Genomic DNA, 19,045 nt, shown 5'->3' on the forward strand with positions numbered 1-19,045 from the left:
TTGTCTTGTCTTTTGCGCTAGAGTACCCGGTATGGCAGTCGCAGCAAGCACACCCATCGAACTCATCAACGGCGTCTACGCCACGCTCGACGAGCGCATCAGCGCCGCCCGTGAGCGTTTCGGTCGTCCCCTCACCCTCGCCGAGAAGATCCTGATCAATCATCTCGACCGTCCGGATCAAGAGCTCGAGCGTGGCGAGTCCTACGTCGACCTGCGCCCTGACCGGGTCGCCATGCAGGACGCCACCGCCCAGATGGCGTGGCTCCAGTTCATGACCGCCGGCCTCGACGAGGTCCAGGTGCCCACGACGACCCACTGCGACCACCTGATCCAGGCCCGGGTCGACGGCAAGTTGGACCTCATGGCAGCCGTCGACAACAACGAGGAGGTCTACGACTTCCTCGAGTCCGTTTCGGCCCGCTACGGCGGCGGTTTCTGGAAGCCCGGATCCGGCATCATCCATCAGGTGGTGCTCGAGCAATACGCCTTCCCCGGCGGCATGATCATCGGCACCGACTCCCACACGCCCAACGGCGGCGGCATCGGCATGATCGCCGTGGGTGTCGGCGGGGCCGACGCGGTCGACGTGATGACCGGCTTCCCGTGGAACGTGAAGTGGCCCAAGCTCATCGGCGTCAAGCTGACCGGCTCGCTCAACGGCTGGACGGCCCCGAAGGACATCATCCTGAAGGTCGCCGAGATCCTGACGGTCAAGGGCGGCACCGGTGCGATCGTCGAATACTTCGGCGAGGGCGCCAACAGCCTCAGCTGCACCGGCAAGGCCACGATCTGCAACATGGGCGCCGAGATCGGCGCGACCACCTCGGTGTTCGCGTACGACGACGCGATCGCCCGCTACCTGAAGAGCACCGGCCGCGAGGAAGTCGCCGACGCGGCCGACGCCGTCGCCCACCACCTGCGGGCCGACGACGAGGTTCTGGCCAACCCGGCCGACTTCTACGACCAGGTCATCGAGATCGATCTCGACACCCTCACGCCGCACATCAACGGCCCCCACACTCCCGATCTCTCCCGTGAGGTCGGTGCCCTCGGCGCCGAAGCCCGCGAGAACGGCTGGCCGCTCGAAGTGAGCGCGGCGCTGATCGGCTCGTGCACGAACTCGTCGTACGAGGACATCACCCGGGCGGCGTCGATCGCCCGCGAGGCGGCGGCCAAGGGCCTGACGGCGAAGACCCGTCTGTTGATCACTCCCGGCTCCGAGCAGGTGCGGGCGACCATCGAGCGCGACGGCCTGCTGCAGGACTTCGAGGCGCTGGGCGCTGTCGTGCTCGCCAACGCGTGCGGGCCCTGCATCGGCCAGTGGGACCGCTCCGAGGAGTCGGACCACGAGCGGGGCGAGCCCAACGTGATCGTCACCTCCTACAACCGCAACTTCCCGAAGCGCAACGACGGCGATGCCGCGACGCTCGCCTTCGTGACATCGCCCGAGACGGTGATCGCGCTCGCGCTGGCCGGGACCCTCGACTTCGACCCGATCCACGACACGATCACCAACGACGCCGGCGAAGAGGTGTCGCTGTCGACCCCGATGGGCATCGAGCTGCCCCCGGCCGGCTTCGACCCCGGTGAGGACACGTTCGTCGCACCACCGGCCGACGGCTCCGGCATCGAGGTGCGGGTCTCCCCCACCAGCGATCGTCTCCAGCTGCTCGAAGCGTTCACCCCGTGGAACGGCAAGGACTACGAGGATCTGCCCGTGCTGGTCAAGGCGCAGGGGAAGTTCACGACCGACCACATCTCGATGGCCGGTCCGTGGCTCAAGTACCGCGGCCACCTCGAGAACATCTCGGGCAACCTCTACCTCGGTGCCGTCAACGCCTTCTCCCAGGCCGACGGGTCCGCGTACGAGGTCGGCTACGGCAAGAGCCAGCTCGATGGTTCGATCAAGCTGTTCCCCGAGCTCGCCAAGGACTATCACGAGGCCGGCGTCCAGTGGGTCGTCATCGGCGACGAGAACATGGGCGAGGGTTCGAGCCGCGAGCACGCGGCCATGGAGCCCCGGTTCCGCAACGGCGTCGTGGCGATCGCCCGCTCGTTCGCCCGTATCCACGAGACCAACCTGAAGAAGCAGGGCATGGTGCCGCTGACCTTCGCCGACCCGGCCGACTACGACCGGGTGGGTGAGGACGACCGCATCGCCGTGCGCGGTCTCGCCGATCTCGCGCCGGGCAAGCCGGTGACCGTCGAGGTGACCAAGCCGTCGGGCGAGACGATCTCGTTCCTGACGAACCACACGTTCTCCGACGATCAGATCGAGTGGTTCAAGGCCGGCAGCGCCCTCAACATCATCAAGGCCCGCTCGGCCTCGTGACCATCTGCGCATGAGCCGCACGCAGTGCGGCGAACTCGCAGCGATGATCTGCGCATGAGCCGCACGCAGTGCGGCGAACTCGCAGCGATGACTATGTGAAGATGCGGGTGCAGCTGTCGCCGGCCCAGAGGCTGGTGACGGTGCCCTCGGGCTCGCGCGTTGTGGTGGTGCCGTTGAGGATGCCGCCCGATCCCGGATTGGTCGCGGCGAACAGGCCGGCGGGGTCATCGGGGATCGCGGCGACGAGTTGCAGCGATCCTCCGAGGGTGGCCTCGAGGTAGGCGACGGTCGCGGTGACGCCGACGCCGCTCAGTGTCACGAGTCCGGCGGGGTCCTCGTAGCCCGTCGCGTACCACTGCGTGAAGCGGGCCTCGCCGGTGCCGAGGTCTTCTTCGGTGAACACCACTTCGAGGTCGCCCCAGGTCACGAACCGACTGCGGGCGCCGAAACAGAATGCCGATTCCTCGAGCCCGGTGTCGTTGTCGGGGTCGCCGAGCACGGCAGTGAGCGCGGCGAAGACGCTCTCCTCGTTCTGGTCGAAGAGCACGAGATCGCCGCCGGCCAGCCGGAGTCCGGTCTCGGACAGGGTGATGTCGCCGGGCTGCGCGACCGCCACCGGCGTGGTGGTGGTCGACGGCGCTTCGGTGGTGGTCGTGGATGTCGTGGAGGTGGTGGAGGTGGTCGCGTCGGGGTCGGCGGTGGTGGTCGAGGCGTCGGGGTCGAGTGTCGTCGTCGGGTCGACGGTGGTCGACGGCGCGTCGGTCGAGGAGACGCCGACCGTGGTCGTCTGGTCGGTGTCGCTGGCCGACGGGTCGTCGCCGAACACCATGAGGGCGATCCCGACGGCGGCGATCAGTCCGACCAGCACGGCGATCCCGATGACCGCGGCCGAGATCCGTCGCTGGGGCGGCTCGTAGCGCAGCGGCTCCGGTTCGGATGCGGGGACCACGGGCACGACCTGGGTGGGTGGCGCGCCGGACACCGGTGCCGACGACACGGGCGCGGCGGCCGAGCGGGCCGGAGCCGAGAAGTCTTCGAGGTCCTCGTCGGGGTCCTCGTCGAACACCGAGACGGGGCGCGTCGGTGGGTCCGTGGGCGCGATGACGACGGGTCCGCGCGGGGTCACGGTCTCGCCGAGGTCTTCGCGGGTGACCAGGGGCGCGGCCGCGAGTGATGCCACGCGCGCCGCGCCCGCCGCGACGGCGACGACCGGGTCACGGTCGTCGGCTTGGCTGCTCGCCACCGTGAGGGGAACGGTGACGGCATCGGCGATACCGGCCGCCGCGGCCGTCTCCACGATCCGGTCGCGTTGGGCGGCGGTCCAGTCGTCGGGCACGACGACGGCGACCCGCCGTGGTGCGGTGCCGGCCGCCATGGCGGCTCGGCCGACGACATGGTTGATCACCGCGGCGAGTGCGCCGACCCGGCCGTCGGCCGCCCGTTCCAACGGGTCGGTCACGGTGGGGCCGGAGGCCGCTGCGGCGGCGGCACCGACGACCACCGCGCCACCGTCGTCCTGGGCGACGGCACAGACCGCGGCCGGCCCGTCGGCACCGAGCTGGATCACCGTCGCCGGGGTTCCGGCCACGGCATCGACACGAACGGCGGTGATGCCGTCGGGGGAAACGTGGAGGCCGAGGGTGTCAGCCATGGCGAGCGGTCTCGATTCGGACGGGCACTGGCGAGAGCGTACTTGCTCGAAAACGAAGAGAAGCGACTGGTTTGATCTTGGGGGACAACCAGCCGCTTCTCGGTGCCTCGGATCATCAAGGGGGACGAGATCCGGGCTGACTGACGTTGCGTTAGGGGGTAACGCTTCCGTCGTCGATGTGGCCATTCAAGCAGACGTGGACCCATCTTTCCAACAGTTCTCGTGGATATGTGTCATCATTCACAGCGATGGACCTGCGCCAACTCCACGCCCTTCTGGCCGTTGCCGAACACCAGTCGTTCTCCGCCGCCGCCCGTGCGCTGCACACCGTGCAGAGCAATGTGTCCACCCACGTCGCCCGTCTCGAACAGGAGGTCGGGTCGATCCTGATCGACCGGGCCCAGGGCGAGTTGACCGTCGAGGGCGAGATCGTCGCCGACCGGGCGAGGCGCATCCTCGCCGAACTCCGCGCCATCGAGGACGACCTGGTCGCGATGCGCGACGACGTGTCGGGCCGGGTACGCACCGGCGTGATCGGCACCACGGCCCGCTGGCTGGTGCCGTCGCTGCTGACCGCGGTCTCCGAAGAGTTCCCCCGCATCGAGCTCCAGATCATCGAGGCGACCACCACCTCGCTGCTTCCCCAACTCCTCGGCGACCGCATCGACCTCGCCGTCGTCAACCTCCCGGTCGACGATCCCGCGGTCGACTCCGAGGTGCTCTTCACCGAGGAACGGATCATCATCGCCCCGGCCGGTCACCCACTGGCCGCCCACGATCGGATCGATCTCGCCGAACTCGGCCGGCACCTGATCCTGCTCCCGCCGCAGGGCACCTCGTTTCGCGACGAGATCGACACCGACGCCCGCCGTCAGGGCGTCGTCCTCTCGACCCAGGCCGAGGTCGACGGGCTCCGCCTCCTCACCTCACTCGCGTTCCAGGGGTTCGGCCCCGCCCTGGTCCCGGCCAGCGCGGCACCGGCGTGGCTCGAGGGCGAGTGGGTGCGCGTCGCGGTCGACGGCCTGTCGCCCCGGATCGTCGGCCTGGCCACCCGACGCCGCTCTCCCCCGTCGGCGCCGATGCGGACGCTCTGCGAGCTGATCCGCCGCATCGTCGGCACCGATGGAGTCGACCAGGGCCTCGTGTCGCCGGCCGGCACCGCGATCACACCCGGCTGATCACCACCCGCCGCGCTCGCCGTGGTAACCATCAGGCCACGGACGCGGTCGGATGAGACATGACGGACAGGACATGACGGACAGGACATGACGGACAGGACATGACGGACACCACGACGGTCGACATTCGAGCTCGCGCCGCCGGCTTCGTCAGAGCCTCCGCGTCCGACTTCCACGGTCGCCGCGTCATCGTGGTCGACGCCCAGGGCGAAGAACTCGCAGGCGCCCTCTCGCCGAGCGACGGCCACACCATCGCCGCCGCCGCTCGCTACGCGCTCGAGCAGCGACTCCCCCTGATCATCCGGCTGGCGTCGAGCGGCGCCAATCTCGAGATGGGCGTCGGCGCGCTCGACGGGTGGGGCGGTGCGGCACGCGAGATGACCCGCTGCTCGGGGATCGTGCCCATGATCATCATCGTCACCGGGCCCACGGTGTCGGGCCCGGCGCTCATGCTGGGTCTCGCCGATGTCGTGGTGATGGTCGAGGGCGCCTACGCCTTCGTCTCGGGCCCCACCATGGTCGAGCAGTTCACCGGGGTACCGATCGACACCGACGAACTCGGTGGCGCAAACATCCACGGTCGCACCTCGGGGGTCGCGACGATGATCGCAGCCGATGTCGACGAGGCCGAGGCGCTCGCTCGCGACATCCTCGCGTTCCTGCCCGACCACACCGACGAGGCCGCACCGCGGCATCTGTGCGTCGACCCGGTGGACCGACCCACCCCGGAGGCCTACGAGATCCTCCCCGAATCGACCAACGGCTCCTACGACTGCCGCGACATCCTGTCGTCGATCGTCGACGACGGCTATCTCCTCGAACTCCACGCCGGCTGGGCCGGCAATCTCGTGACGTGCTTCGCGTCGATCGGTGGCCGCTCGATCGGCATCGTCGCGAACCAACCCCAGACAATTGCCGGAACGCTCGACATCACCGCATCCCGCAAGGGTGCCCGGTTCGTGGCGATGTGCGACGCCTTCAATCTCCCCATCCTGACGCTGGTCGACACCTCGGGCTTCTACCCGGGAAAGGACCTCGAATGGCGGGGAATGATCCGCTACGGGGCCCAGATGGCCTTCGCCTACGCCCGCGCGTCGGTGCCCCGGGTCAACGTCACGACCCGCAAGTCCTACGGTGGCGCCTACATCGTCATGGACTCGAAGAAGATGGGCAACGACATGGCCCTGGCGTGGCCCTCGGCGGAGATCGCCGTGATGGGGGCGAAGGGAGCGGTGGAGATCCTGCACCGTCGCAGCACGCCCGAAGAGCGGGCCGACCTCGAGGCCGGCTACGAAGAACGCCTGCTCAACCCCTACATCGCCGCCGAACGGGGAACCATCGACGCCGTCATCGACCCGGCCGACACGCGCCGTCAGGTCGCGGCCGCGTTCGACATGCTCGCCGGGAAGCGGGAACGGCTTCCCCGCCGCCGCCACGACAACACACCCCTCTGACCGGGCCGGACGCCGTTGGAGGTGTGAGCGACGAGGATCGCGGTCTAGATTCAACGCCGTGTCCGAGAGCGTAACCATCACCGACAACCGCACTGGCGAATCGATCGAGATCCCGATTGTCGACGGAGGTGTGGATGCCGCGGAATGGCGCAAGCTGCTCCCCGGCATCTGGTTCTCCGACCCGGGTCTGGCCACGACCGCCGCCACGCCGAGCGCCATCACGGAGCTCGACGGCGACAACGGCATCCTGCGCTATCGCGGTTATCCGATCGAGCAGTTGGCCGAGAAGAGCACCTTCCTCGAGGTCGCCTACCTCCTCGTCAACGGTGAGCTCCCGACCGAGGCCGAGCACGATGCCTGGGTCTCGGAGATCACCCACCACACCTACATCCACGAGAACTTCCGCAAGCGGATCAACGAGGCGTTCCACTACGACGCCCACCCGATGGGTCTGCTCACCTCTGCGGTCGCCGGTCTGTCGACCTTCTACCCCGAGGCCAAGGAGATCGAGGACCCCGAGGTCCGCCGGGCCCAGATCGTGCGGCTCATCGCCAAGATGCCGACGCTCGCCGCCAACGCCTACCGCCACTCGGTCGGCCAGCCCTTCGTCTTCCCCGACAACAACACCGACTACCCGACCAACTTCCTGCGGATGATGTGGCAGATCGGCGGCCCCTACGAGCTCGATCCGGCGCTGCAGAAGGCAATGGAGATCCTCCTGATCCTGCACGCCGACCACGAGCAGAACTGCTCGACCACCGCCGCCCGCGTCGTCGGCTCGGCCCATGCCGACCCGTACTCGTCGGTCGCCGCCGCCTGCGCCGCCCTCTACGGCCCCCGTCACGGTGGCGCCAACGAGGCCGTGCTCAACATGCTCGACGACATCGGCAGCTACGACAACGTCGACGCGTTCATCGAGAGCGTGAAGGCCGGTGAGGGCCGCCTGATGGGCTTCGGCCATCGCGTCTACAAGAACTACGACCCCCGGGCCACGATCATCAAGAACGCCGCCTACGAGGTCTTCGAGGTGACCGGCAAGAACCCGCGTCTCGACATCGCGTTGAAGCTCGAAGAGGCGGCGCTCAACGACGACTACTTCGTCAGCCGCAAGCTCTACCCGAACGTCGACTTCTACTCGGGCCTCATCTACCAATCGATGGGCTTCCCGACCGAGATGTTCACCGTCCTGTTCGCCATCGGCCGCACCCCCGGCTGGCTGGCCCACTGGAACGAGATGCTCGAGCAGAACTCCCGCATCGCACGGCCCCGCCAGCTCTACACCGGCCCCGGCGTGCGCGACTACGTGCCGCTGGCGAACCGCTGAGCCACTCGCTGCGGGCTCGCCTCGGTCGGCTCCGGCCGACCCGACTCGAGCTGATCAGCGTCCACATCCCGAAGACCGCCGGCACCTCGTTTCGCGAGGCGCTGGTGCGCGAGTACGGCGACGACCTCGCGCCCGTCTACGACGGCGCCCGACCGAACGGTCGCCGGTTCCGAGCCGTGCACGGCCACTTCTCCCCCGACCAGTTCTGGAGCGCCGGCCGCAACGCGAAGCTGATCATGTGGCTGCGCGACCCGGTCGAGCGCATCGCCTCGTACTACGACTTCTGGCTCGCCACGGCGCCGCACGGCAACCCGAACCACGACGAGTTCCTCCGCCGCGAGATGACGCTCGCCGAGTTCGCTCGCTGGGATCCGATCCGCACGGAGTTCGCCGAGCAGTACGTGGCCGGCCTCGAGCCCGACGACTTTTTCTTCATCGGGATCACCGAACGCTACGAGGCGGATCTCGCCCGTCTCGCCGACCGGCTCGGCTGGTCGACATCGGGCGCCGTGACCGAGACCAACGTGACCCCGGGCCAACGCTCACTCGTCGACGAGGCCACCCGCCGCGAAGTCCTCGACGCCCATGCCCTGGAACTGCGCTGGTACCGGCGCGCCACCGCCGACTGACGGCGCACCCCTGGTGAACTGACCGTCGCAGTTCCCCCCGTTGTCGTCGGAGTTCACCCCGGACGGGCAGGTCGTGTTGTCCCAGGTGTTGAGCAGCAGGATCGCGTCTCGGAAGTCGGCGGACCACAGCGAGGCGTCGGTGAAATCGACACCGACGACCAGCGCGTCACGCCAACTCGTCGACGCGACTACGGCGCCGGTCATGTCCGCATCGACGATGGTCGTTTCCCGTAGCACGCTGTTGTCGGCATAGGTGTCGGTCCAGTCGGTGCCGTCGAGCGTCGAGCCTGTGTAGTTCGCGGCCCACGAACTGGAGATCCTGATGTTCGAGAGATCGCTGTTCGTGATCGTGACACGCCCGAATCCGATACCGGTGGTGTCCGCGTCCGAGAAATCCACGCCGTCGAGACTGACGAAGGTGTCGATCAGATAACCATCGATCACACCCACGCCCGGTGAGAACGTCGCCGTCCCCGTCAGCCCGCCGCTGGTGACTCCCCAGAAGGACCCGCCGGTGAAGTCGGCTCCTTCGATGTTCGCACCAGCGATCGACGCGGTGAAGGCCCACGTACCGAATCCGGGCGCATCGGCGTCGGTGAAGTCGGCGCCGACGGCGCTGCGCACCGCGACGTTCTCGAGCCGTGCCCTCGTGAAGTTCACGCCGTCGGCGAAGAAGCCGCCGATGGCGGACGAGAGGTCGGCGTCGGTCAGATCGGCGCCGTTGAGGACGGCATTGTCGACCTTCGCCCGACTGAACGTCGATCCGACGAGTGTGGCGTCGCTCAGGTCCGCACCCTCGAAGTTCGCGCCGGTCGCGCCGGCGCCCGAGAGATCGATGCCGGCAAAGAACGCAGCCTCGAAATCGCAGAACCGGAGGTCGGCGTTGCGGGCCCGGCGTCGCACAGTCGGCGCCGTACTGCAGTTCGACGGCACCGATGTCGCAGGCGGGCCCGAACGGCCGTGGAAGCCCCGTGCGTCGTCACCGGTGAGCGTGCAGCCGGTGGGGAGGCCACCATCGACGGCGTCGCCGTAGGGGTCGGGTAGGAGGGTCAACACCTCACCGCCGTTGTCGGCGAGCGGCCCCGAGACGGGGTACACGGGCCCGGAGATGTCACCGCTCTCGTTGTACGAGCAGCCAGAGCCGGACAGCAGGTTGTGGCCGAGGCTGACGATTCCCGCTCCGCACCTGCTCACGTCGAGGATCGACGACTGCACGAAGATCGTCCCCGTCCTGCCGCGGTTGACCTCGACGGAGCCCCCCGACAGCGTGCTCGACACGATGGTCACCACCGAGACCCGTCGACTCGGACCAGCCCTTGGCGCGAAGATCCGGCCATCGTCGCGTTCTCGAGTCGGACGGATCCCTGCCGCGCATGGACGCCGCTCCCTGTCGAGACGGCGAAGGAACTCGACCACACCGTCAAGGCGCCGTCCTCGACGACCACGGGTGCCGCCGAGACGTCTGCGAAACTGAGGTGGCGGAGCGACACGGTGGATCCGCCGAGGATCCAGAGGCCCCGCTCCCCGATGTGGAGGTTCGGTCCGTCGAACTCGGTGAGGCCCACCGGCGCGTCGACGCTCACCGAGATGCCGCCGCTGTCACCGACGATCGTTCCGTCACCGGTGACGACCACCGCCGAACGGATGTCGAGGTCTCCGGTGAACGAGTCGTCCTCGACACCGCCGGGAATGGTCAGTGCATAGGTGGCACCGTCGACGAGGCGGATCTCCTCGACGCCCGGGAGAGCGTTCGCCTCGATGACCGCGGCCCGCAGTGAACAGTTGCCGTTGGCGTCGGCGCAGAGGCCGTCGCCCGGCGTGATGTCGACGGTGTCGTCGGTCGTGTCGACCGCGAACACCGTGCCGTTCTGATGGCACGCCGAAACGAGGAGCGCGAACCCCAGCACCCCGATGACCCGCCAGATCCAATTCGCTTCCACCGCGTGCCCCCTCGCCTGTGCCGACCTTACCGGACCGGCGGGAGGGCTCGCCACGCTCCGTGACGGGACGCGCCCTCCGCCCTACGCGCGGGCGCCGACCCTCTCGGTCGGAGTGAACGTCACCGGCATCGCCTCGACGCCGGTGATGAAGTTCGAGTTGCGCCACGGCAGCTCCGATTGGGGCACGCTCAGCTCGATGTCGGGGAGACGGGTCAGCACCTTGGTGAACATCTCCCTGAGTTCGAGCCGGGCGAGCGACGCGCCCAGGCAGAAGTGCGTGCCGAAACCGAAGGCCATGTGGTGGTTCGGGTCGCGGGTGACATCGAAGCGGAACGGGTCGACGAAGTGCTCCTCGTCGCGGTTTCCCGACGGGTACAACATGATGATGTCGCTCCCGGCCGGGATCGACTGATCGCGGATCTGGACATCGGCCATGGTGGTCCGGGCCATGTTCTTGATCGGGGTGACCCAGCGGAGCATCTCCTCGACCGCGACCTCGACACCCTCCGCGAGATTCGCCTGGAGCTTCTCGCGTTCGTCGGGGAACTCCATGAGGGCCTGCATCCCGCCCGTGATGACATGGCGGGATGTCTCGTCGCCGCCGATGAGGATCAGCAACGACTCCTGCACGATGGACTCGTCGTCGAGCCGATCGCCGTCGACCTCGGCCTCGCAGAGGATGCTGACGAGGTCGTCGCCGCCGGGGTTGGCCCGGCGATCGGCGATGATGCCCATCTGGAACTCTCGGAACGCCATGCCGGCGAGCATCGCCTTCTCCGAGGCCTCGGGCGACGTGGTCGTCGTGGTTCCCCGGATCAGATCGTCGGACCACTCGAGCAGGTCGTCGAACGACTCGCGCGGGAAGCCGAGCATGTCACCGATGAGCAGGAGGGGCAGCGGCGCGGCGATGTCCCACACGAAGTCGCACTCACCCTTCTCGCAGACCCGGTCGATGATCATGTCGCACAAGGTGTCGATCTGGTCGAGCTTGTCGCGCACGCGCTTCGGGGTGAATCCCTTGTTGACCAGCTTGCGCCGGTTCACGTGGTCGGGATCGTCCATCGAGATCATCATCGGCAGCGGGTCACCCTTGGGCCTCGGCGCCTTGAACGACGAGTACGTTGCCGGATCTCGGGAGACCGTGAGGATGTCGTCGTACTTCGCGACGGCCCAGACGTCGGAATTCGGGTCGTAGTAGACGGGGGCGTTCGCACGCATCCACGTCCAGTCGTCGTGAGGTTGCGACGCGTACCAGTTGCCGTCCATCAGGTCGATGTGGTCGCGGACCGGGTGGTTCGGGGTGGGATGATTCGCCATCGCGAGAAAATAGGCGATCATGCGCTCATGGGCACTTTCGTCACCGTGGTCGACGCGTTCACCGACCGACCGTTCCGCGGCAATCCGGCGGCCGTGTGCATCCTCGACGGCCCGGCCGACCCCGAGTGGATGCAGCACATCGCCGCCGAGATGAACCTCTCGGAGACCGCGTTCTGCCACCCCGACGGTGACCTCTGGGACCTCCGCTGGTTCACTCCGACGGTCGAGGTCGACCTGTGCGGCCACGCGACGCTGGCGACCACCCACGTGCTGTCCACCGATGGCGGCGTCGACGGCACGATCCGCTACACGACCCGCAGCGGCCTCCTCGCAGCGCAGGCCTTCCCCGACGGCATCGTGCTCGACTTCCCGGCCGACTCCTCCCGTCGGGCCGAACCGCCACGGGGCCTACTCGCCGCACTCGGGGTTCCCGACGACACGCCGGTGCGTCGGGGGAGGACCGACTATCTCGTCGCTGTCGACTCCGAGGCGCAGGTACGGGCCGTCAAACCGAACTTCGGATTGTTGCGCAGGGTCGAGTGCCGCGGAGCCATCGTGACCGCCGTCGCCGACGACGAGGCCGACTACGACGTCGTCTCACGCTTCTTCGCCCCGGCCGCGGGGGTCGACGAAGACCCCGTCACCGGGTCGGCCCACACGACGCTCGCGCCCTACTGGTCGGCCCATCTCGGGCGTGACCGGCTCCGCTATCACCAGGCCTCGGCGCGGGGCGGCGAGCTCGAGGTTGCGCTGGTCGGCGACCGTGTCGAGATCTTCGGTCAGGCGGTCACGACGATGCGGGGCGAGTTCGCCGTCTGAGCGGGCCCGACGTCAACCGATCTCGAGGACGATCTTGCCGGCGTTGGCGTTGGCCCCCATGTGTGCGTGCGCCTCGGCCACCCGGTCGAGCGGGAACCGGCTGTCGATCACCGGAGCGAGCACGCCCTCCGCGACCCGTGGCAGCAGCTGGGCGGCGAACTCCTGGGTGATCGCGATCTTCTCCTCGATCGGGCGGGCCCGCAGCGTCGTGCCGGTCACCGTGGCCCGTTTCATCAGCAGACTGCCGACGTCGAACGGCACCGGTCCGCCCGCCATCACCCCGACCTGGATGATCCGACCTCCGACGCGGACGGCACGGACGTTGCTCGGCAGGTAGTCGCCGCCGATGACGTCGAGCACCACGTCGACACCGATGCCGCCGGTGGCCTCGAGCACCCGGTCGGCGAAGTCCTCCGTCGCGTAGTCGATCACGACGTCGGCCCCGAGCGCTTCGCAGACGCCGTGCTTGCCGGCCGAGGCCGTGACGGCGATGCGGGCACCGAGCGCCTTGGCGATCTGGATGGCGGCCGTACCGACGCCGGAGGCGCCGGCGTGGACCAGCGCCCAGCGACCCGACGTGAGGCCTCCCTGACGCACGAGCGCGTCCCATGCGGTGATGAAGACCTCGGGGAACGCGCCGGCATCGGCCAGGGGCAGAGCGGACGGCACGAGCATCGTCTGGCGCTCGTGCACCGCGATCTTCTCGGCGTAGCAGCCGCCATTGCTGATGCCCATGACCGCATCGCCGACGGACCGCCCGGCGACCCGGTCGCCGACGGCGATCACCCGGCCGGCGTATTCCAGACCGGGGATCTCGTGGACCATCGGCGGGCCCGGATAGAGACCCATGCGCTGCAGGAGATCGGCCCGGTTGAGCGCCGACGAGACGATCTCGACGAGAACCTCCTCGGGTCCGGCCGTCGGGTCGGGGATGTCGTCACGGACTCGGAGGACTTCCGGTCCGCCCTTCTCTTCGAGGACCACAGCGCGCATGGCGGCACGATAGGGCCGATCGCCCGAAGGCGGCCACCGTCAGCGGGATCCTCGCTGGTCGAGCAGCAGCGGCGCCAGGATCTCGGCCGCCCGTTCGGCACCGGGCGTGGTGAAGTGCACGCCGTCGTGACGGATCGGATCTCCGTCGGCATCGACGACGCACCCGTTGACGAATCCGTCGCCCTCGGACCCGGGGCACAGCGGTGATGCGAAGTCGACGAGCGTGAACCGTGGATCACTGTCGGCGATGTCGGCCAGGAGCCGGTTGAACGCCGTCGCCCGCTCCGACGAGTACCGGTCGAAGAACTCGGCCATGACGGGGACGGGCATGTCGTCACCGATGAGCGGCGGGGTGGTCAAGATGACGACCGGGGCGACGTCCGCCAGGTCACCCAGGAGTGCCGCAGCGGCGGTGCGGGTGGCGTCGGCGAACTCCGGCGAGCCGAACGGCACCGACACGCCGTCGATCACGCGACTCTGGAGATCGCTCATCCCGAAGAGCGCAACAACGAGGTCGGGCCGGACGGTTCGTACCGTCTCGCGCCACCATTCCTCCGAGACGAGGTCGTCGGGCGGCCGCACCCTCTCCTGGTCGAAATCGACCGTCGAGCCGGGGACGAGTCGGTACCCCTTCCGTGCCAGGTTGACGAGCACGATCTCGTCGGGGTCGAACGGCGACACATAGGGGCCGTGGCTCGTGTCGAGATCGAGCACGCCACCGCCGAGCGTCCACGCCGCACTGTCGCCCACCAGCACCACCGTCATCGGTCCGACCGGTTCGGGTGGGGTGGTCGTCTCGGTCTCCGGCAGCGCCGGCGGCGAGACGACCGGCCGATCGGTGACCGAGGCGATCACCTCATCGGCCGTGACCGCGTCGGCGGGGACCGCCGTGGGCGTCAGGACCACCACCACGAAGGCGACGGCGGCGATCGCCGCCGAGCCGACCCCGACCGGGCGCCACCCACGTAGCCAGGCGCCGGAGCGGACCGGCGACTCGACGAGGTGGAGCGAGAGGGTGGAGATGACCAGCGTGGCTGCGACCACCGCGACATCGAGCGTGACGCCCTCGAGCCCTTCACGTCGAAGGATCAGTAACAGCGGCCAATGCCACAGATAGACCGCATAGGAGATCGCGCCGAGGGCGACCAGGGGTCGCCACCCCAGCACGTTCGCCACGATGCCGGGACGAGTGGCCCCCACAACCGTGAGCACGGCCAGCCCGGCGAGGGCGGCGGCTCCACCCTCGTAGAAGCCCGTCCACCGGTCGTCGATGACGAACACGGCAACGAGCCACGCGAGACCCCCCGCGATCGCCGCCCGGGAAGCCAGCACCGGCTTCGGGGCGCGCAGCGGCATCCGCACGGCCACGAGCGCGCCGATCAGCGGTTCGAAGATGCGGGTGTCGGTGCCGAAGTAGACGCGGCTCGGGTCGCCACCATCGTGCAGGACGAGCATCCAACCGAGCGATGCCGCCGCGACCGCTGCGGCGACGACGGCCACGCCACGCCGACCCCCGGCGCGGATCGCCAACCAGACCAGCCCCGGCCACAGCAGGTAGAACTGCTCCTCGATCGCGAGCGACCACATGTGGCGGAAGTACGACGGGCCGGCGATGTCGGCGAAGTACGAGTCGCCATCGGCGATGAACACCCAGTTGGCGACATAGCCGAGGGTCGCGAGCGCGTGCCGACGGGCCCGTTCGACCTCGCCGAACTCACCGGTCGCCGCGACATACGCGGTCGCAACGACGACGACCACCAGGACCGCCGGGAGGAGGCGTCGCAGGCGACGTCCGGCGAACGCGAGCAGGTCGATGCGCCCGTTCCGGGCGTGCTCGTCGAGCAGCAGGCTGGTGATGAGGTAGCCCGAGAGGACGAAGAACAGGTCGACCCCGAGGAACCCACCGGGCACCCAGTCGGGTCGGAGGTGATAGGCGACGACCGTGGCGACCGCGACGCCGCGCAGGCCGTCGAGCGCAGCGACGTGGGACCGCTCGCCGATCAATCGACCGGCGGTGTCGGCGGAAGTCGCCGCTCCAGCAGTGCGTCGAATCGGGTCTGGATCTGCGTGCGGTACGACGGCTTCGTGGCGATCAGGAAATCGCCCGCCGCAATCCCTGCGAGCACGATCGGCGGCACTTCGGTCGGGTCGATGCCGGTCTCCGTGATCTGGAAGAGCGAGTCGCGGACCAGCGCGGCATCGGCGCCCTCGTCGCTCGGTCCGCCGGGGCGCACCTTGTCGGTGTGGGCGATCCCGGTGCGGATCGAGCTCGGGCACAGCACGGAGGCGCCGATCCGGGCGCCGACGGCGGCCAGGTCGTGGGCCAGGGTCTCACTCATCGAGAACGCCGCCACCTTCGACACGTTGTAGGGCCCGGAGTAGGGCGCAGCCACGAACCCGGCGACCGAGGACGTGTTGACCACATGGCCGTCGTCACCCCCGTCGAGCATCCGGGGAACGAACGCCTTCACGCCGTGGATGATGCCCCACAGGTTGACCCCGAACGCCCACTCCCAGTCCTCGATCGATCGCTGCCACGACAGGCCGGCCTGGAAAATGCCGGCGTTGTTGCACAACAGATGGACAGCACCCCATTCGCCGTAGGCGGCATCGGCCAGAGCCTCGACCGCAGCGGCATCGGAGACGTCGACCCCCATCGAGATGACGTCGCCGCCGGCGAGCGCTGCCGTCTCGGCGGCCGCTGCGGCATCGATGTCGGCCGCCGCGACCGACATGCCCCGTTCGACGAAGTGGGCGACCATCGCGCGCCCGATCCCGGATCCGGCGCCGGTGACGACCGCCACCTTTCCGTCAGTCTGTGGCAGTGGCATTGAAGCGGAGCTCCTCGGGATAGGGGAAGAAGTCGGGCATCTCGCCCCGCTTGTGCTGGGCCTGCATCGACTTCCAGAACTCGACCGTGCACAGCTCGGGATGGCGCGTGTCCATCACCTCGCCGACGACACGGGGCGAACGCAGATAGGTCGAGAACTCCTCGGGAAACACGTCGTGGGACTCGACGGGAAACCACGGCTGATCGGACATCTCGTCGTCGTAGCTGCGGCTGACCGGCATCTTGCGGAAGTTGACGTCTTCGAGGAGCGCCAACTCGTCGTAGTCGTAGAAGACCACGGCCCCGTGCCGGGTGACACCGAAGTTCTTCGGGAAGAGATCGCCGGGGAAGATCGCCGCCGCGGCGAGATCCTTGACGGCGTAGCCGTAGTCGATCGCCGCGGCGCGGGCCCGCTCGGGCGACATCTCGCGCAGGTAGAGATCGAGCGGGTAGAGGCGGCGCTCCGTGTAGACGTGGTGGAGCACGACCTCGTCGTCGGTGATCGTGACGGTGCGGGCGCAGTCGTTGCGCAGTTCGTCGATCAGGTCCTCGTCGAAACGGTCTCGCTGGAAGCTCAGGTTGGTGAACTCCTGCGCATCGACGAGGCGGCCGACCCGGTCGTGGTTGAACACGAGCTTGTAGCGCCGCTTCACCTCTTCGGGGGTGGTGCGCTTGCTCGGGGCGAACCGGTCCTTGATCAGCTTGAAGACGACATCGAACGACGGCAGCGTGAACACTGCCATCACCATCCCGCGTGCGCCGCGGGCCCGCTCGAATCGGGTGTTGGAGTGGTCCATGTGGCGATACAGCGCCCGAAACAGGTTGGTCTTGCCGTGCTGGCTGTAGCCGATCGAGGTGTAGAGCTCGGCCACCGGCTTCACCGGCAGCACCGACTTCAGGAAGCCGACGATCGCCGCCGGCCGGCGGCACAGGACGTGGAAATAGGAGCGGGTGTAGCCGAAGAGTCGGCTCGCATCGGTCTCGGAGAGCAGCACCGCATCGACGTGGACACCCCGCTCGGAGTTGAGCAACGGGATCACGACCGGCGAGACGCGGTTGAGCCAACGGAGCCGACCGACGAGATAGGCGCCCTTGTTGCGATAGAAGATCGGTCGCAACACATCGATCGCGTCGAGCTGGCCGTCCCAGATCTCGTCGAGCTGTGCACCGATGCGGTCGGCCACCCGCACGGCGTCTGCCTCGAGATCCTCGAAGTGCGTGGCGAGGGGTGAGTGCTCGAAGATCTCGCGGACGCAGGCGACCAGATCACCCTCGTGCGGGAACGCCCGGTACTCGCCCCGGCTGCCGTCGTCGGCGGGCAGCGCGGTCGGGCCGAGCCACAGGAACTCGAGCTCGGTGTCGAGCCCGACGATCTCGAAGAGACGACGGGTGACCGAGTTGTAGAACGTCTCGGCGAGTTCGAGATCCATCCGTTCGCCGACCAGGTCGACGTAGCGGCGCCGCGCTCGGATCCAGAGCGCCCGCGCCTCCGCGTCGTCGTCGGGCAGCACGAGCCGTGACGCGTCGACGACGCCGTAGACGAGCTGCTTGTGGAGCGCGAGCCGCTCGGTGGCATCGCTCTGATGCGCACCCCAGTCGCGCCCGAGGAAGCACCGCGAGGCGCGGTGGGTGATGCCGAGGAAGCGATCGTGGTAGTCGACGAACGCGTCGTGGAGGGTGAGGGCGAGTCGGTCGACGACCGGATCCGATGGCGGCGGTGTTGTGGCACTCATGTGGTTTCCTCGGGTGACATGCGCAGGCCGCGGCTTCCCGATGCCGACCAGTCCGCGAAGAAGCGGTAGCGGTCACCCCGGATCAGGGTGACCCGCCATTCGACGACCGTCTCGCCGTGCTGGCCGAGTCGTTCGACCCGAAACGCCGCCTCGTCGGTTCCGCAACCGAGCACGGTGCGCTCTTCGGGGCTCGGGATCACCGGTGCGATGCGTTCCCACCCACGGTCGGGACGGCGATGACACCGCTGCTCGAGCTCGTCGTAGAGCGCGGTGTGGGAGAAGTCGGCGTCGAGGAGGGCGCGCCCGAGTTCTTCGGGGAGCCACGCGGTGTCGAGCGCCAGCGGCTCGTCGTCGGCGAACCTGAGCCGTTCGAGCCGGAAGAGCTCGGCGTCGGCCGCGAGCCCGAGCCGGGCCGCGACCTCGGCGTCGGTGACCATGCCCGACGCGACGACCTCGCTGCGCTGCTCGACGCCGGAGGCCTCGATGGAGGAGAAGAGGCTGTAGAGAGCACCGAGCCGCTGCTCGAACTCGGGCCGCTCGACGACCGTGCCACGACCCCGGACCCGGGTGAGGAGGCCATCGGCCTGCAGTCGCCCGACCGCCTCGCGAACGGTGTGCCGGCTCACGTCGTAACGCCGGGTGAGCTCGAGATCGGTGGGGAAACGATCGTCGAACTCGCCGTCGTCGATCGCTCGGCGCAGCACGTTCTCGAGCTGCGCCCACAGTGGCAGCGTGCTCGATCGGTCGAGTCGGGATGAGTCCATCGTGAGGGTGCTCACCCTATCGGCGGCACCACCGTCCGTTTCGCCCTCGCGTGCGTGCACCGCGCAGGCATGCGATCGTGA

General features: G+C 68.5%; 15 protein-coding genes. 6 read left to right on the forward strand and 9 right to left on the reverse strand.

Annotation, left to right across the window (positions count from 1 at the left end):
* Positions 1–31: 31 nt before the first annotated feature.
* Positions 32–2,332: an aconitate hydratase gene (locus R2707_07840; GenBank protein MEZ5244991.1), complete on the forward strand. Its 2,301-nt coding sequence runs from the start codon at positions 32–34 to the stop codon at positions 2,330–2,332.
* 91 nt (positions 2,333–2,423) lie between these two features.
* Here R2707_07840 and R2707_07845 read toward each other — a convergent pair whose 3' ends face one another.
* Positions 2,424–3,983 (reverse strand): hypothetical protein, encoded by a 1,560-nt coding sequence (locus R2707_07845; protein ID MEZ5244992.1) that lies wholly within the window; start codon positions 3,981–3,983, stop codon positions 2,424–2,426.
* 248 nt (positions 3,984–4,231) lie between these two features.
* Between R2707_07845 and R2707_07850 the strand changes: the two genes are divergently transcribed.
* The 4 genes from R2707_07850 (at position 4,232) to R2707_07865 (ending at position 8,568) form a co-directional block, all read left to right on the forward strand.
* Positions 4,232–5,161, forward strand: coding sequence for a LysR family transcriptional regulator (locus R2707_07850; GenBank protein ID MEZ5244993.1), 930 nt, complete (start codon positions 4,232–4,234; stop codon positions 5,159–5,161).
* Between the two features lie 101 nt (positions 5,162–5,262).
* Positions 5,263–6,615, forward strand: a complete 1,353-nt coding sequence (locus tag R2707_07855) for a carboxyl transferase domain-containing protein (GenBank protein MEZ5244994.1) — start codon at positions 5,263–5,265, stop codon at positions 6,613–6,615.
* Positions 6,616–6,673: 58 nt separating this feature from the next.
* The gene (locus R2707_07860; protein MEZ5244995.1) at positions 6,674–7,939 is read left to right on the forward strand and encodes a citrate synthase; all 1,266 of its coding nucleotides are present in this window, start codon (positions 6,674–6,676) and stop codon (positions 7,937–7,939) included.
* Between the two features lie 104 nt (positions 7,940–8,043).
* Positions 8,044–8,568, forward strand: a complete 525-nt coding sequence (locus tag R2707_07865; GenBank protein ID MEZ5244996.1) for a sulfotransferase domain-containing protein — start codon at positions 8,044–8,046, stop codon at positions 8,566–8,568.
* On the opposite strand, the gene R2707_07870 is transcribed toward R2707_07865, so the two are convergent.
* The 3 genes from R2707_07870 to R2707_07880 form a co-directional block, all read right to left on the reverse strand.
* Complete coding sequence (locus R2707_07870) at positions 8,482–9,855, reverse strand: pentapeptide repeat-containing protein (protein ID MEZ5244997.1); 1,374 nt, start codon at positions 9,853–9,855, stop codon at positions 8,482–8,484. The genes R2707_07865 and R2707_07870 overlap by 87 nt on opposite strands.
* Entirely contained in the window at positions 9,852–10,508 is a 657-nt protein-coding gene (locus tag R2707_07875) for a hypothetical protein (GenBank protein ID MEZ5244998.1), read from the reverse strand. The genes R2707_07870 and R2707_07875 overlap by 4 nt, the downstream gene beginning before the upstream one ends.
* 81 nt (positions 10,509–10,589) lie before the next feature.
* Positions 10,590–11,825: a cytochrome P450 gene (locus R2707_07880; GenBank protein ID MEZ5244999.1), complete on the reverse strand. Its 1,236-nt coding sequence runs from the start codon at positions 11,823–11,825 to the stop codon at positions 10,590–10,592.
* Positions 11,826–11,852: 27 nt separating this feature from the next.
* On the opposite strand from R2707_07880, the gene R2707_07885 reads away from it, so the two are divergent.
* The gene (locus R2707_07885) at positions 11,853–12,644 is read left to right on the forward strand and encodes a PhzF family phenazine biosynthesis protein (protein ID MEZ5245000.1); all 792 of its coding nucleotides are present in this window, start codon (positions 11,853–11,855) and stop codon (positions 12,642–12,644) included.
* A gap of 12 nt (positions 12,645–12,656) precedes the next feature.
* On the opposite strand, the gene R2707_07890 is transcribed toward R2707_07885, so the two are convergent.
* Genes R2707_07890 through R2707_07910 form a run of 5 tightly spaced genes read right to left on the reverse strand, consistent with a single transcriptional unit; the run spans position 12,657 to position 18,964 of the window.
* Positions 12,657–13,637: an NAD(P)H-quinone oxidoreductase gene (locus R2707_07890; protein ID MEZ5245001.1), complete on the reverse strand. Its 981-nt coding sequence runs from the start codon at positions 13,635–13,637 to the stop codon at positions 12,657–12,659.
* Positions 13,638–13,676: 39 nt separating this feature from the next.
* Positions 13,677–15,641, reverse strand: coding sequence for an acyltransferase family protein (locus R2707_07895; GenBank protein ID MEZ5245002.1), 1,965 nt, complete (start codon positions 15,639–15,641; stop codon positions 13,677–13,679).
* Positions 15,638–16,441, reverse strand: a complete 804-nt coding sequence (locus R2707_07900; protein MEZ5245003.1) for an SDR family NAD(P)-dependent oxidoreductase — start codon at positions 16,439–16,441, stop codon at positions 15,638–15,640. The genes R2707_07895 and R2707_07900 overlap by 4 nt, the downstream gene beginning before the upstream one ends.
* Positions 16,442–16,448: 7 nt before the next feature.
* Positions 16,449–18,200, reverse strand: a complete 1,752-nt coding sequence (aceK, locus tag R2707_07905; GenBank protein ID MEZ5245004.1) for a bifunctional isocitrate dehydrogenase kinase/phosphatase — start codon at positions 18,198–18,200, stop codon at positions 16,449–16,451.
* Positions 18,197–18,964, reverse strand: a complete 768-nt coding sequence (locus R2707_07910) for a GntR family transcriptional regulator (GenBank protein ID MEZ5245005.1) — start codon at positions 18,962–18,964, stop codon at positions 18,197–18,199. Before R2707_07910 ends, aceK begins: the two co-directional genes overlap by 4 nt.
* Between the last annotated feature and the right edge of the window lie 81 nt (positions 18,965–19,045).

The sequence above is a fragment of the Acidimicrobiales bacterium genome, assembly GCA_041394245.1.
Lineage (GTDB): Bacteria > Actinomycetota > Acidimicrobiia > Acidimicrobiales > Aldehydirespiratoraceae > JAJRXC01.

Excerpts from the sequence above, each read along its gene's own strand:
- R2707_07840 (MEZ5244991.1), top strand. The coding sequence starts at position 32 with ATGGCAGTCGCAGCAAGCACACCCATCGAACTCATCAACGGCGTCTAC.
- R2707_07845 (MEZ5244992.1), bottom strand. The coding sequence starts at position 3,983 with ATGGCTGACACCCTCGGCCTCCACGTTTCCCCCGACGGCATCACCGCC.
- R2707_07850 (MEZ5244993.1), top strand. The coding sequence starts at position 4,232 with ATGGACCTGCGCCAACTCCACGCCCTTCTGGCCGTTGCCGAACACCAG.
- R2707_07855 (MEZ5244994.1), top strand. The coding sequence starts at position 5,263 with ATGACGGACACCACGACGGTCGACATTCGAGCTCGCGCCGCCGGCTTC.
- R2707_07880 (MEZ5244999.1), bottom strand. The coding sequence starts at position 11,825 with ATGGCGAATCATCCCACCCCGAACCACCCGGTCCGCGACCACATCGAC.
- R2707_07885 (MEZ5245000.1), top strand. The coding sequence starts at position 11,853 with ATGGGCACTTTCGTCACCGTGGTCGACGCGTTCACCGACCGACCGTTC.
- R2707_07890 (MEZ5245001.1), bottom strand. The coding sequence starts at position 13,637 with ATGCGCGCTGTGGTCCTCGAAGAGAAGGGCGGACCGGAAGTCCTCCGA.
- aceK (MEZ5245004.1), bottom strand. The coding sequence starts at position 18,200 with ATGAGTGCCACAACACCGCCGCCATCGGATCCGGTCGTCGACCGACTC.
- R2707_07910 (MEZ5245005.1), bottom strand. The coding sequence starts at position 18,964 with ATGGACTCATCCCGACTCGACCGATCGAGCACGCTGCCACTGTGGGCG.